General features: G+C 56.3%; 11 protein-coding genes. All 11 read right to left on the reverse strand.

The window, feature by feature from the left end; translation table 11 throughout:
* Nucleotides 1–17: 17 nt before the first annotated feature.
* On the reverse strand, nucleotides 18–2,075 hold the full coding sequence (locus tag ASD8599_RS07310; protein ID WP_181364430.1) for a phosphotransferase: 2,058 nt from the start codon (nucleotides 2,073–2,075) through the stop codon (nucleotides 18–20).
* 84 nt (nucleotides 2,076–2,159) lie between these two features.
* A complete protein-coding gene (locus ASD8599_RS07315; protein WP_108827917.1) occupies nucleotides 2,160–2,579 on the reverse strand; it encodes a RidA family protein in 420 nt (139 codons plus the stop codon).
* Nucleotides 2,576–2,980, reverse strand: coding sequence for an acyl-CoA thioesterase (locus ASD8599_RS07320; protein WP_181364431.1), 405 nt, complete (start codon nucleotides 2,978–2,980; stop codon nucleotides 2,576–2,578). Before ASD8599_RS07320 ends, ASD8599_RS07315 begins: the two co-directional genes overlap by 4 nt.
* A 6-nt stretch (nucleotides 2,981–2,986) precedes the next feature.
* The gene (locus tag ASD8599_RS07325; protein WP_108827918.1) at nucleotides 2,987–4,624 is read right to left on the reverse strand and encodes an AMP-binding protein; all 1,638 of its coding nucleotides are present in this window, start codon (nucleotides 4,622–4,624) and stop codon (nucleotides 2,987–2,989) included.
* A gap of 27 nt (nucleotides 4,625–4,651) precedes the next feature.
* The gene (locus ASD8599_RS07330; RefSeq protein WP_108827919.1) at nucleotides 4,652–5,809 is read right to left on the reverse strand and encodes an acyl-CoA dehydrogenase family protein; all 1,158 of its coding nucleotides are present in this window, start codon (nucleotides 5,807–5,809) and stop codon (nucleotides 4,652–4,654) included.
* Nucleotides 5,809–6,609: an enoyl-CoA hydratase family protein gene (locus ASD8599_RS07335; RefSeq protein WP_108830059.1), complete on the reverse strand. Its 801-nt coding sequence runs from the start codon at nucleotides 6,607–6,609 to the stop codon at nucleotides 5,809–5,811. The genes ASD8599_RS07330 and ASD8599_RS07335 overlap by 1 nt, the downstream gene beginning before the upstream one ends.
* A 2-nt stretch (nucleotides 6,610–6,611) precedes the next feature.
* Entirely contained in the window at nucleotides 6,612–7,088 is a 477-nt protein-coding gene (locus tag ASD8599_RS07340; protein WP_108827920.1) for a MarR family winged helix-turn-helix transcriptional regulator, read from the reverse strand.
* Nucleotides 7,085–7,804 carry an SDR family NAD(P)-dependent oxidoreductase gene (locus ASD8599_RS07345; RefSeq protein ID WP_108827921.1) on the reverse strand — a complete coding sequence of 240 codons (720 nt, stop codon included), beginning with the start codon at nucleotides 7,802–7,804 and terminating at the stop codon, nucleotides 7,085–7,087. The genes ASD8599_RS07340 and ASD8599_RS07345 overlap by 4 nt, the downstream gene beginning before the upstream one ends.
* Nucleotides 7,801–10,095, reverse strand: coding sequence for a bifunctional salicylyl-CoA 5-hydroxylase/oxidoreductase (locus ASD8599_RS07350; protein WP_108827922.1), 2,295 nt, complete (start codon nucleotides 10,093–10,095; stop codon nucleotides 7,801–7,803). Before ASD8599_RS07350 ends, ASD8599_RS07345 begins: the two co-directional genes overlap by 4 nt.
* Nucleotides 10,096–10,201: 106 nt before the next feature.
* Nucleotides 10,202–12,082, reverse strand: a complete 1,881-nt coding sequence (locus ASD8599_RS07355; protein WP_108827923.1) for a hypothetical protein — start codon at nucleotides 12,080–12,082, stop codon at nucleotides 10,202–10,204.
* Entirely contained in the window at nucleotides 12,079–15,108 is a 3,030-nt protein-coding gene (locus tag ASD8599_RS07360; protein WP_108827924.1) for a hypothetical protein, read from the reverse strand. Before ASD8599_RS07360 ends, ASD8599_RS07355 begins: the two co-directional genes overlap by 4 nt.
* Nucleotides 15,109–15,117 lie beyond the last annotated feature (9 nt).

Consider the following 15,117-nt stretch of genomic DNA (forward strand, 5'->3'; position numbering starts at 1 on the left):
CAGAACGGTGGTGGTCTTTATGTCGGGCGGTCCGGCTTTGCAGGGCCAAACGCACGCCGCGCGATTTTTTTCAAACGCGCAAACCGGATTTCGCGATCCAGACTTTTGTTGCGGGGCATACGGTTCCAGTCCATCAATATTTGGGTCTTCTGAAGAAATTGAACAGACGGATCGTCTTGACCAATGAAATCATACCCTGACCAGAAGGCTTGCGTAATGTCGGGGGGAACAATCTGGCCGTTTGGGATTTGATCCACGTCCCCAACCATCTGCACATAGCTTAAAAGGACCCGTGCTATGTCATAGGCCACGGGGGCATAGCTGATGCCCAGAAAATCCAAAGCATAGGTTTTTTGCCCTGCAATCATCAAATTGTGGATGTTCAGGTCGCCGTGCTTTGCTGCAATTTTTGTCGTGTGCCCCAAAGCAGCAGGCACGTGATCCTGAAGCTGCATGGCCAATTCAATAAAGCGTTTTTTTCCGTCTATGTTTCTTTCGCCGCGCTCCAGCTGACCGGCCAAGTGCAACACGTGTTGGGCCATAAACTTGGGCTGAAATGTTCTGTCTTCCTGAAACGTGCCTTTGTGATAGGCGGCCAGCCATGCCCCGACTTTTTTCATCACCGCGGTGTGGTCTTCTTGTTCGCGACACATAGACAGCACGGTGTCTCCGGGGATGTATTCCATCACGTAGGATTGGCGGGATGCGTCTTGCGCCAATATTTTTGGCACACCTGCAACGGGGGATGTCTCAAGTGCGGTTTGGGCAAGATTATGCGCTGCCAGAATGTCTGAAAATGCAGCCTCGTCCATTGGGCGGGACGCGTGTTTCAACATCAAGGTTTTAGCTTTTGGGGCATCGTAACGCTGCAGTATATGCAGCCTGTTAGGATCGTTTTTCAACCATTCCTGGGTGCATTCATAAGGTGTCGCATCCTGTCCGATGCGTGACGTCAGCACTTCAAAGCTTTGTCGTGCCACGCGTCGCAGTTTTTCGCCTTCGCCGTTCTTGCCGCTTGGATGATCTGCATGTTTCAAAGCGATTTGTAGTCCTCGTTCGTTCCCGATGCCTTGGCTGTGTTCGAACACCCGCCAATTTTTTGACGTCGTTTTGTAAGACGCATCGAATTGCTTGAAGTAGTTGGTTGTCAACGCACCATATGGAAGCAGTTTAACATCCAAGGTGCCACGTTTTTCAAACAAAAGCGTCGTCAGAGCCCCGGGGCCGGAAAGCCAGAAAATCCCACGCGCTCTGGCGTCTTTGATGTTGCGCAAAACCTGATCCAGATACATTTCAATAAAAGGGGACTTCGCGGGGGCCGCCATAAAGCCGTTGATTGCAGCGCAGTTCGGGTATCTGGTCATGGACGCGGCCCATGTGTCGCCGACCTCTTGGCCCGCAAATCCGGCTGCTGCAAATTGCGGGTAGCTGTCCGCATCGCAATACAGGCCACCGTCTTGCGCCAGCCGGTACAGCCGAAATACATCTGATCGAAGGGCCGGATGATCCAGGGCCGCGAATTCCGACGCGGCAGAGGCCCCGAAATATTCCCGAATATAGGCGGCGGCGGATACATCCGAATACAAGTGATGGGTTTTTGAACAGCCTCTCCATTCCTGAATGGCGCCCGCGACATCTGCGGGGGGGGCGTCTTGGTCCCAAAATTGAAAGACGTCAGCACCCTTTGTGGCGCGGCCGCTGGCTTTCGACGCATGCGCACCATGCTGACAGTAGACGGCCCATCCCATGGCCTCGAAACGTGTCATTGGGTGCGCGTCTGTATCATTTGAAATAGCGACCAATTCTGTCGGTGCGGAGTTTTGCAGATCTTGCAAAATTGCCGCGAACAAACGGGGTTGGGCACCGGATGTGAATTTTCCAAATGCAGACAAGCAGGTCCAGTCGGACAGACCATCGTCAGATAGAACCCAGTCCAGAATTTGAAATGGCACACCCGCAACATCGACTGTGTCGCGGTCCAGTTTTTGCAAATAGTCGTCGAGGTGTCGGAAATCCTTGTTGGCGACAAAACTGCGTATCTTGGTCCGCTGTGAGGACGTCAGCTTTTTTGTCATCTCGGTCTCCATTTCCACTGAGCCTAAGGCATAACGGGCGGCATGGAAAACCTGTTTTCAAATGTGACCATAAGGGTCCTGAGCCTAGGGCAGGGCGTTCGACGGTGCTGGTCCAACAAAGGCTGTGGCTTCGATTTCCAACAAGGCATCATCTTCGACCAATCCGGCCACAACCAACATGGACATGGCGGGGAAATGTCTGCCAAGGACGCGGCGGTAGACGTCGCCGACTTCGCGTTGCCGTGCCGCGTATTCTGCTTTGTCGATCACAAACCACGTCAACCGCGTGATGTCTGTCACCGATCCGCCTGCAGCTTCCACGATGGCCACAATGTTGCGCAGGGCCTGTTCCATTTGGCCGATAAAATCATGTGACGCGAATTGCTTTTGCGCGGTCCAACCGATCTGGCCACCGATATACAACGTGCCATCGCGTGCCAGCATGCCGTTTGCATAGCCTTTGGCGGGCGCCCAGCCTTCGGGGTGAATGGTTTTGGCAGTCATGCTGTGCTCCGGATATAGGGGGTAAATGCCGTGCGTGTTGTGCTGGTCCAAGGTGTGGGCTGTCCATCTTTGGTGATGTGGACAAGAATCGATGTGCCCTCAAAGCGTAAACTGTCGTTGGCTGTTGCACGAAATCCGAACGTCACGCTGGTGGTGCCCAGACGGTGTATTTGCAGGGCCAGTTCCAGATGATCGCCATGCCTGCTGGGGGCTGGAAAAGTCACATCAATCTGGACAGTGGGCACAGCATAGGCACCATGCAGCGTTTCAAAGGGATATCCGACATGATCGAAGAAGGTCTCGATCAGATCATTTATCATCTCGAAGTAGCGCGGATAAAACACAAGTCCGGCGGGATCACAGTGCTTGAAAAGCACCTTTTGAGGTATGGAGAACAACATGAGAAATCAGTGCTTTACTGGGGTGATGGGGTCCGGTTGCTTCAGCAGGAAACGCTGGATCTTACCGGTTTGTGTTTTGGGAAGCGCGTCGCAAAACACAACGCTGCGGGGGTATTTGTAAGGTGCAATTGTTGCTTTGACATGGTCTTGCAGCGTTTGGGCCATCTGCGGTGACGGGGTGTGTGCGGCCAGAACAACATGGGCTTGCACGATCATACCACGCGCATCGTCTGCCGCGCCAACGACGGCACATTCCGCGACAGCTTCATGTGACAACAAAGCGGCTTCCACTTCGGGGCCCGCAATATTGTAACCTGCGCTGACAATCATATCGTCGTTGCGTGCGGCGAAATACAAGTACCCCATGGCATCCATCGAGAAGGTGTCGCCGGTGATGTTCCAGCCGTCTTTCACGTAGCCCGCTTGCCGGTCGTCGTTCAGATAGCGGCACCCCGTTGGGCCACGCACCGCCAGACGGCCGGGCGTTCCGAAAGGCACGGGCGCACCTGCATCATCCACGATTTTAGCTTCATATCCCGTTACGACACGTCCGGTGCAGGCTTGTTTGTGGTCGTCAAAACGGTTGGAAATGAAGATGTGCAACATCTCTGTGGCACCTATGCCGTCCAGCATGGGTTTTCCGGTTTTTGCAATCCAGTCCTGATATACGGGCGCAGGTAGGGTTTCACCCGCAGAAACAGCTGCGCGCAAGCTGGACAGATCAGCGCCTGCATCCATCGCCGCCAACATCGCGCGGTAGGCGGTGGGGGCCGTGAAACACACGGTGGCTTTGTACTTTTGGATGATTTCGACCATGTTGGGTGGCGATGCGTCTTCAAGCAGGGTCGCTGTCGCCCCGAAACGCAGTGGAAAAATGGCCAGCCCCCCCAACCCGAAGGTAAAAGCCAAAGGGGGTGAGCCAACAAAGACGTCTTGTGCGTCCACCTGTAGAACTTCCGCAGCGTATCCGTCCGCGACAATAAGCAGATCGCGGTGAAAGTGCATCGTGGCCTTGGGCGCACCCGTTGTACCAGAAGTGAACCCCAGCAATGCCACATCATCCGACGCGGTGGCCACAGCATTGTATTGCACAGGCTTTTCCAAGGCCAAACGGTCCAGTTCTGCATCATGGTTCGACGTGCCGTCAAAGCCTGTCACGCGGACCAAATGGGGACATTGGTCGGCGCATTTGGTCATTTCGTCCATCAGGCGTGTGTCACAGAGGGCGTGGGTGATTTCCGCCTTTTCAACGATCTGAACCAGCTCGGCGGCACGCAGCATGGGCATGGTGTTGATGACGACGGCACCTGCTTTGGTGGCGGCCAGCCAGCAGGCGACCATGGCGGGATTGTTGGCCGATCGGATCAACACGCGGTTGCCGGGTTTCAGGTCCAGATCATCAACAAGGGTATGCGCCAGACGGTTGGTCCAATCCGTCAACTCTTTGTAGGTGCGCCGCCTGCCGTTGCCTATCAGCGCGGTGTGGTCGCCATATCCCTTGTGCACCATGGCATCCGTCAACTCGACGCCTGCATTCAATCGGTCAGGGTAATCGAACCCGTCCAGCAAAAAGTCCGGCATCCTGTCAGCCGGGGGCAAGTTGTCACGCGCAAAGGTATCGATATGTGCGGTTCGTCCAGACATGAAGCTTCTCCTAAGGGCGGGGTGTTGCTAGGTGTGTGCGCCAAGGGTTTGACGGGCGATAATGACGCGTTGAACATCGGAGGCGCCCTCGTAGATGCGCAGGGCACGGATTTCACGGTACAGTTTCTCGACGGTTTGACCGGACCGGACACCATCGCCGCCATGCAATTGCACAGCTTTGTCGATGACCTTTTGGGCTTGATCGGTGGAAAACAGTTTGGCCATTGCAGCCTCGCGGGTGATGCGCGGCGCACCTGCATCTTTGGTCCAGGCCGCGCGATAGATCAGCAGAGCGCTGGCATCGACGTCCATTGCCATGTCTGCGATGTGACCTTGTACCATTTGCAAATCAAACAAAGGTGCGCCCTGAACGCGGCGTGTGGTGACGCGGGTCAACGCCTCGTCCAAGGCGCGGCGCGCAAATCCAAGTGCGGCTGCTGCAACGGTTGAGCGAAACACATCCAGAACTGCCATCGCTATTTTGAAGCCGTCCCCGCTGCGGCCCAGCATGGCGGATGCAGGCACACGCACATTGTCAAAGCGCAGCGTGGCAAGGGGATGCGGGGCGATGGTTTCCAGACGTTCTGCCACAGTCATGCCGGGGGTGTCGGCGGGCACGATAAATGCCGATAGCCCTTTGGCGCCGGGGCCGTCGCCTGTGCGCGCGAATGTGGTGTAGACATCCGCAATCCCGCCGTTGGAAATCCAGGTCTTTTCCCCGTTCAAAACATAATCATCGCCATATTGAACGGCTGTCATGGTAGAGTTCGCGACATCTGATCCGGATTGCGGTTCTGTCAGCGCAAAGGCTGACACAGCTGCACCGCTGCGCACGCGTGGCAGCCAGTGCTGCTTTTGGGCATCAGTGCCGAACAGTGAAATCGCGCCGGTGCCCAACCCTTGCATGGCAAAGGCGAAGTCCGCCAAACCGTCATGGCGCGCCAGCGTTTCGCGGATCAAACACAGGCTGCGCACATCCAGCGGCGCGTCGCTGTCCGGATCAACAGCCGCGAAATTCAACCACCCGCCATCGCCCAAAGCCGCGACCAGGGCGGTGCAGGCGGCGTCCGTGTCGGTGTGGTCTATACCGGCCAGATTGTCTGCGGCCCAAGCTTCAAGGCTCTGGGCCAGATCGCGGTGCCGGTCTTCGAAAAACGGCCAGTTCAGAAAGGTTTTATCTGCCATCAGGTGCCCTCGAATACCGGTTTCTCTTTGGATACAAAGGCGGTGTAGGCGCGTTCAAAATCGGCGGTCTGCATACAGATGGCTTGGGCTTGGGCTTCGGCCTCGATGGCTTGTTCGATGGACATCGACCATTCTTGCGCCAGCATCGTTTTGGTCATCATGTTGGCAAAGTTGGGACCAGATGCAATGCGCACCGCCAAAGCGTGGGCTTCGGTCTCAAGCGCTGGCGCGTCCACAAGTTTGTTGTAGAACCCCCAAGCCGCCCCTTCTTCGGCGGTCATGGACCGGCCGGTATACAAAAGTTCAGCGGCGCGGCCTTGGCCTATGATGCGGGGTAGGATCGCGCAGGCGCCCATGTCACATCCCGCAAGACCCACACGCGTAAACAGGAACGCGCATTTGGCGGCAGGGGTTGCGATGCGCAGATCGCAGCACATGGCGATGATGGCGCCAGCCCCCACGCACACGCCGTCAACGGCTGCGATCACGGGTTTGCCGCAATTCACGATCGCCTTGACCAGATCGCCAGTCATGCGGGTGAAGGTCAAAAGCTCTTTCATGGACATTTTGGTGAGGGGACCGATGATGTCGTGTACATCCCCACCAGAGCTGAAATTGCCGCCATTGGATGCAAACACAACCGCGTTCACATCATCCGCATAAACCAGATCGCGAAACCAGTCGCGCAGTTCTGCATAACTGTCGAAGGTCAGCGGGTTCTTACGGTCGGGGCGATCCAGTTTGACCGTGGCGATGCCGTCTTTCAAAGTGCAGCTGAAGTGTTCGACGTCGGTGCGCATGGTCATTTGGTTTTCTCCTGTAGGCTGGTGTCGAGCTGCTCAAGCCGGCCAGCGATGTCGCGTGCTTCTTGGCCTGAAAAATCTACCAACATATCGTTGATCCATGTCTCATGGGCGGCGGCCTGAATGGCGAATTCTTCGTGGCCTCGGGTGGTCAGTCGCACCAATGTGGCGCGGCGATCACCGGGGACAGGCACACGCACAATCATGCCGTCTTCGGCCAAGCGATCCACAATACCGGTCACGTTGCCGTTGGACACTTTCAAAACGCCTGAAAGCTGGCTCATTTTCAGACCGTCTTCATAGCGGCTGAGGGCCGCCATCAAATCAAAGCGCGGCAGGGTCGAGGCGAATTCCACCCGCAGGTTTTCACGCAATTGCGCTTCTATGGTGCGGCTGGCCTTCAGAAAGCGAAGCCAAAGACGCAAGCGTTCTTTTGATGCAGGATCTGCGTCGGTTTGGGGTCGGGTGTTGTTCATATCTCGCCTCCTGATACGCTTAATGCATGTCCGTTGATGCTGGATGCCCCGTCCGAGGCCAGATAAAGTGCGGCAGACACCACTTCGTCCACGTCGATCATGCGTCCCATCGGGTTGCCCGACACCACCATCTGTGTGGCGCGGGCTTCGTCAACGCCGCGCGCCTGCATCACAAATGCAACTGCGGCTGTGGCCATGTCGGTTTCCACAAAGCCCGGACAGACCGCATTGCAGGTAATGCCTTTTTTAGCCACTTCCTGTGCTACGGAACGCACAAGGCCGATAACGCCGTGTTTTGAGGCGCAATAGGCCCCGATGCGCGGGCCACCTTGCAATCCAGCGGTAGACGCAATGGCAATCAATCGCCCGCCCGCCTTCATTGTGCGCAAGGCGCCTCGAAATGTCAGAAAGGTGCCGGTCAGATTGACGGCCAGCGTCTGGTTCCAGTCGTCCAGTGACACGTCGGTCAAGGGGGCTGCGCGGCCCATGCCTGCGTTGGCAACCACAATGTCGAACGGCTGTTCAAACAGCGCATCAATGGCGGCTTCGTCGCAGACATCCGCAGTGATACACGTCATGTCGCGCCCGGTGGCGGTTTCGGCCAATGCGTCTGCGCGACGTCCCGTTATTGTCACGGCATGGCCTGCATCCGCAAAGGCCTGTGCCAGCCCGCGCCCGATGCCTGACCCGCCGCCCGTCACCAAAACCCGTTTCATTTTGTGCCTCCCGTTTCAGTTTGTTTGTCCGCCAGACGCCACGCCTGATCGCGGCCTGCTTCGTAGGGCAGGGGCCAAGTTGCGTGCCGGTCACCAAGGTCTGTTGCTGTGCGCAAGGTCCAATAGGGGTCGGCCAGATGCGGACGCCCCAGACAGACCAGATCGGCACGCCCCGCCATCAGGATCGAATTGACATGGTCGGCTTCGAAAATGTTACCAACGGCCATGGTTTTTATGCCCGCTTCGTTGCGAATACGGTCCGAAAACGGAGTTTGGAACATGCGGCCATACACTGGCTGCCCTTGGGTGGAGGTTTGCCCTGCTGACACATCAATGATGTCTGCGCCCGCGTCCTGAAACATCTTTGCCACGGCCACGGCATCTTGCGGCGTCAGACCGTCGTCGCCTGCCCAATCATTGGCCGAAATACGCACGGACATAGGCTTGGCGTCTGGCCAGACTTTGCGCATGGCGCCAAACACCTCAAGCGGGTAACGCATGCGATTGTCCAAGCTGCCACCGTACCCATCTTCGCGGATGTTCGACAGGGGCGAGATGAATGACGAGATCAGATAGCCATGCGCTGCATGCAATTCGATCATGTCGAACCCCGCGCGATCCGCCATTTGCGCCGCAGCCACAAATTCGGCTGTCACGCTGTCCATATCTGCACGGGTCATGGCGCGGGGGGTGGCATTGGCCACGCTCCATGGAAGGTCAGAGGCGGACAGAAGCGGCCAGTTTCCATGTTCAAGCGGCGTGTCCATGCCTTCCCAACCGATGTTTGTAGACCCTTTGCGCCCGGCGTGGCCGATCTGGCAACAGATTTTGGCGTCGGTCTCAGAGTGGACAAAATCAACCAGTCGTGCCCATCCGTTTTCATGTTCAGGGGCGTAAAGGCCCGGGCATCCCGGCGTGATCCGCCCGTTGGCCGATGTGCAGGTCATTTCTGTATAGACCAACCCTGCGCCGCCCTTGGCGCGTTCGCCGTAGTGGATCAGATGCCAGTCGCCGGGGGTGCCGCCTGTGGCTTTGTATTGCGCCATGGGGGACACAACCACGCGGTTTTTCAGGCGCATATCGCGCAGTTGGAAAGGGGCGAACATGGGCGCACGCGGTGGGCTCGTAGGGGGGGCGGCCGCTTGATCCTGAAACCACTTTTCGGCGGACGCCAACCAGTTGGGGTCGCGCGCACGCAGGTTTTCATGGCTGATGCGTTGGCTGCGCGTCAGCAAGGAATAGTTCAGTTGCACAGGGTCCAGATGCAGATAGCGTTCGACGTCTTCAAACCATTCCACCGAATTGCGCGCCGCCGATTGCAAGCGCAACACCTCAAGGCGGCGGCTGTCTTCGTAGGCCGCGAAAGCGTCCGCGCGGGTGGGGCTGTTGTGCAGGTGTTCGGCCAGACTGATGGCGCTTTCCAATGCCAGCTTTGTGCCCGATCCGATGGAAAAATGCGCGGTCGCTGCCGCATCGCCCATCAAAACGACGTTTTCGTGGCTCCAGGTTTCGCACAACACGCGGGGGAATTTGATCCAGGCAGAGCCACGAATGTGGTTGGCGTTGGTCATCAAGGCGTGGCCGCCCAGATGATCTTTGAAGATCTCTTCGCAAATGGCGATGCTTTCTTGTTGGGACAAATCGGCAAAACCGTAGGCATCATAGGTGGCTTGGCTGCATTCGACGATGAAGGTCGCGGTGTCGTCGTCGAACTGATAGGCATGTGCCCAAACCCAACCTTTTTCCGTTTGCTCGAAGATGAAAGTGAAGGCGTCATCAAACTTTTGATGTGTGCCCAACCAGACAAAAGGGCATAGCCGCGTGTCGATGTCGGGTTTGAATGTGTCGGCAAAGTCCAGCCGTGTTTTCGAATTCAACCCGTCACAGGCCACAACCACGTCGAAGTCCTGCATATAGTCAGAGGCTGCCCCGACTTCGGTTTCAAACCGCAGATCGACACCCAACTCAATGGCGCGTTCTTGCAAAATCATCAAAAGGCGTTTGCGCCCGATGCCACAAAACCCGTGGCCCGTAGACAGCATTTTTTGCCCCATATGAAGCGTCGCTACATCGTCCCAATAGGCGAAATGTGTCCGGATGGTTGCGGCACTTACGGGATCATTGGCATGTAGGTTCCCAAGCGTTTCATCCGACAAGACAACGCCCCATCCGAACGTGTCATCGGCGCGGTTGCGTTCCAGAACCACAACGTCGCAGGACGGGTCGCGCAGCTTCATCGAGATTGCGAAATACAGGCCGGCAGGTCCGCCACCAAGGCAAGCGATGCGCATGTTGAGCCTCTTTCATCTATCTAGGGTGCTGTTTTCAAGATGATAGGAAGATGGGCGATTCACTTCAAGCTTTAATATTTTATGTTTGAAGTAATTGTAGGGTGTGTCAATCTGCGGAACGCTGTTCCTGATTGAAATTCAAACGCAGGGCTTCTTCACGAACAAGCCCTTCAAGCTGCTCTAAAAGTGTCTCGTTGACCTCGTAAAAGCTGTTCAGGCTGCGCATAACACCGTTGCGCACTTGTTCGGTTTGCGCATCTTGCAAGGCAGTTTGACTTGCGCCGATCAGCTCAAGGTTGCTTTTGAAGAGTTTTATAACGCCCTCGAAGTCTATAGCCTCTGCATCTCCCTTGGATGTGGATTGCTGAATTTTCCGGACCAAGGACACGACGTCGTTGAAACGGGTCAGTTGATCCTCCAACTGTGACTGCGACACCAGTTCAACAGCTTCAATATCTTCCGCATTTTCAATGAACCAATTGGCGACACCCACAAACGTCAGATTGAAAACCATTACGCCAATGGCCAACCACCCGAATGCGGATCCGATTAGGCCGTGCAAATATCCCCCCGGCGGCACTGTTTCTGTGCCCTGCGCAGGCCCTACAAACCCTGCCGAAAACTTCCCCCACGCCCTGTATGCCCAAACAACGCCCACCGCTTGTAATACAGCTGAAAACGCCAGATCAGCCAAAGGCATGTGCGGGCGCCACCTGATGGAAAAAATGTCGCTGATGGAAAAAACGGTCGTGGGGCCCAAGTCTGCCAAGCGCCCATTGGTGCCAAAAAGCGTAAAGCCCTGTTGCATCATCGTGATGCTTCGAGACGTCCAATTATTTCCGGATGGCACAAGCCCTTCGATGGAAAACAGCACAACCAGCAGCACGCCAGCTTGCACCGACATCGCGATCACGGAAACCACGGGTCTGCGTTGGGAAGATGTCATGACCAAAAGGGTCGCTGCAAAAACGGTCCAGAACTGGACAAAGGGGCCGGACACATCTTTGCCAAACGTCCAGAACGGGCGTTGTGATTGCGCCAGATTAACAGTGAATTCGAACCCTATGCACATCAAGAACAAGGCAGGCACCAGAAGATACTGCATCACCAGCACATACATTCTGTGTGATGTCTGGGTCTGGTGGGTGCGGCGCAACTGTATGAATTTGTGCGTTGCTAAAAAGATCAGTGCCAGTGTCAGAAAGTCGGACGGCCAAAGACCGGGAAAGGCAGTGAGATAAACGGCATAGCTTGTGGGTACAGGCCAAAACGGGGACAATGCAACGGCACAGATCAATCCTGCGGCCAGGCAGGCCATAACGGGGCCGCGGGGCGCTTGTAACATGCCCAGAACAATCATCAGAACAGGCAGCAGATTGGATTCAGGACGCAGGTGGATGACCGCCTTGAACACCTGTTCCGCGTCCAATTGTTCCAAAAGCAAAACATCGTCGATGCTGAAGGCCTTGGTGGTCACAGAGCCTGCGACACAAAGGGCCAACAGGATAATCCAGTCTGTTATGGTCCAGCGACGGTTCGAGATTTCCCCAAAAGCTTCCGGAGCGCTTGTCAGGCGAAACACCAAAACCATTGCGGCAATAGTCCAGAATTCGCCGGTTGTGACCACGGTGCTGAAGGTGGATTGCGTCCAGCCCAGCAAAAACGGCATGCCCAGCACCATCAGCGCAGGCAGGGCGCGCAGCCCCCAGCGACGACCCGCTATGGCGCTTGCTGCCAGCGTCAATATGGACAGGTTTAATGTCAGACCCAAGTACCGTTCAGCACCTAACCAAAAGGGATACAGCAACAAAAGCAGGGCAGGCGTGTCCAGATACGCGCGTGTCCATGCGTTGTGGTTGGGTGCACGTTTCGGGCGTGGTGGCTTGGTGGCAGGGGTTGGTTCCGGTTTTATGCCCGGTTCGGGGTCCGGCGTTTTGCGCTTTTCGTATTTGGAGTCTTGTGCGCTTGAGGCTAAAGGATCGCTCATGATGCGACCTGCGCATATTGCGGGAAAACGCGACTGATATAGCGATCGACAGGGCCTGCAATCCGCCCGTCGACATACAGCGCGATCCCAAGCAGGCCAAAGGCGCAAAACAAGAACGAAAGATCAGCCAAAAGGTCCGAGGTGTTTGAAAACTCTATTATGAGGTCGGACAGCGGGTGCGTGACAGCCCAAGACACAACTATCAAAGCGGCATGTATAACGACCAGTCGCCACAGACCCGCGCGGCTTAGGGCGGCTGTTGCAAGAAGTATGGCCCAGATAATCACGGAAAGCCCGGTGATAATGTTGAACCCGTCAAAAAAACTCTGGTTCTGTTCTACAAGGGTTATGCAGAAGATCAGGGCGGTCAAAATGACACTGCTGGCGATGGCGACTTGTGCAATCATCCCGCCCGCATTGCGCAACATGCTGCGCCGGGCATTGCGCTGGATGGTTTGAACGTGCTGGTTCTGCGCGACAAAGACTGCAACAACGGCGGCCGCAAAGTAGCTGCCGAAAATGGCGTTTGTGGTCGCATGAAATACCAGATTGTCGGGCAAACTGCCTTGGTGGGTGATTATATCCATGCTGCCGCTGACCTGAAGAATGATCAGCACCACCAAAACAATCAACACGATATGCGTGCGCCCGTGCGGGTTGGGATAACTGGGCAGCCTTTGTGCATGTTTTGCTTGTTGGTCCCAGGCCACATGGCAGGCTAATGTGACCGCGGGCAGGGTCATCAATGTCAAAATGGGCAGCCACGCGAATGTACTGGCGTCCCAATCCTCAACCTCGTTGCCTGCAAGGTAATCTTGTACAAAAACAACGGTGAAAACAGCCGCCAAGTAGGCCAGGACAGATCCCGGCCAAAGCAGCCAGCGCCGCCGCGTCAGGATCGGATCACCTGCTTTTAACGCGGCGATTCCCAATACCTGAACCATCAGCAACAGGGGGGGCCATACGGTATCAATCATACCGGTCAAAGATGTGGGCGTCACAAAAGACATGGTCGCCAATGCATCCTTGATCTGGGTGTGCAAAACAGCGCCCAATGCTACGATGCCAAAGCCCGCCATAAGGCGTGTGTTTGTGATGTGCATCTTGATGTCGCCGATGTCTTGATCCAACGCGTTGTCTTCGGCCAGATCATCGTCCAGAAATCGCAAGAATACGCCTTCTCCGGCCACAACGCCCGCGCCCATTCCAAGACGGTCCTTGATGGTGTCGAGGTAGTTCAAGGATTTCAGGATTGAGACAGTGGTGTCGCTGTAACTTTCGTCTGAACGTTCCATCAGTCCGGCAAACATCAAGGCCAGCTGTTCGCGCAGGGCATCTTTTGTCTGTTTCGGGGTGTGCCGCAAAATCGCAAGACGCAGCCAATCGGGAAAGCGGTGATTGTCCATCCATGGCAGTCCCGCAAAGCGCATAGATAGATCGTCATCCAGCGGGCGCCCCAGAACTTCACCGCTTAGATACAGCACCATGTCGTTGTTGAAACTGGGCACCGCCGCGAGGGCCGCACACAGGGTCACGCCGTCCTGACTGCCAAGATAGCCAAAAATCTGGCGGACCAGATCATCGGTTTCGTGGGGGCTGGGTGCGACGTCGGACAGGTAACGGGGCGCATTGATGCGCAAAGACGCCAAAAAGCGGTCGTCGCGTTTCTGGTAGATGCGGGTTTTGGGCATTTGACCATCGTTGGAAAATGCGTCCAGCGCCCGGCCTGCCGCCACGACGCCTGCATCGCTGGCCTCGAACAGGGTGACACCCATCGCCTTCAGCATCCGTTCGGACCGGCCCCACCGGCCTTTGGGCACGGGAATGAAAGCCATGACAACCTGGTAGTCGTCCACCATGGCGTCGATACGGGTTGCATCGGACGCGCGGCGTTGGCGGGCCAGGATATCATGTGCTGTGCCGAACAGGATCAAGCGCCCCCCGCGATACCGTTTCAAGACTTGAGACAAGGCTTCCTGCCGAGGTCCGTCGCGCTTTCCTTCGGCGAAAACGGCCTTGTCCACAGCCGCCCCCAGATCGTATTGGGCATAAGAGGTATCATTGGCCTGCAACCGCTGTTGAATGCGGCGGATCACAAGGCGCCGGTGCGCGTTGACGGATCGCCCTTCGGCCAAAATCAGATACTCGGTGTTGCGACGTTCATCCAGATAGGACACTTGCAACTGGCCGGGGCGTTTGGTGGCGGCGGCCACAGTTGCGCGCATATCCAGCCTTTTGCCCTGTTCCAATCGTGGCGCTTTGAAGCGTTCCATCGCCCATCGCAAATGCGGGGTGCGCGACAAAGCCAAGTCCCGCGCGGGAACGGCCATGTTTTGGAATTCGCGGCCCAATTCGGTTTTGCGGGTCAAAGCCGCACGTTGTGCACGGCGGCCAGCCAGCACAAACCAAGCCACAAGCAAGAACGGCAACATCAGATATAGAGGTTGCAAAATGCGTCCGATTGCAAAGCGCAACACCCGCTCATGGGGCAGGTCGGCGCGATCCGTCACAAATATTGTACCGTCCACGACATCGGTTCCTGCCCCTTGTGGAACAGCAAGACCGGGGTCGGTTATGGTGGTTTTGTCCGCAGGGGTAATATCCGCCAGATTGCCCAAACTTAACAACAGACCACCCAATACGAGAACCACCCCGACCGCAATCACGGCAAAGCGCAATATCTGTTTGCGGCTTGCCAAGGTTGCGACTTGACCGACATCGATTTTTGGAGGTTTGGAAACGGGGACAGGCTTTAGCAAACTGCGCAGAATAGCTGCGTCTTCGCGGGCGGCGCACAAGACACTGACCAGCCAATTTGTGGCTTCATCCGGGTTCATTTGCACGCCAATGTCATGCAATTGCGCAAACAATGCGTGGGCGCGGGTGTGTCGGTCCAGACTGATGGTGACGCCGGCTTCGCGCAAACGGGCTACGATGATATCCAGATCCCAGCCCTGCGGTAGCAGCAGCTTCCGCTCTGATGCGTGGCGGGTGGCCAAAGCAAGGGTTTCGGCCGTTTCCGTCATATGGAAAGT

It is taken from the genome of Ascidiaceihabitans donghaensis, from assembly GCF_900302465.1.
Classification (GTDB): domain Bacteria; phylum Pseudomonadota; class Alphaproteobacteria; order Rhodobacterales; family Rhodobacteraceae; genus Ascidiaceihabitans; species Ascidiaceihabitans donghaensis.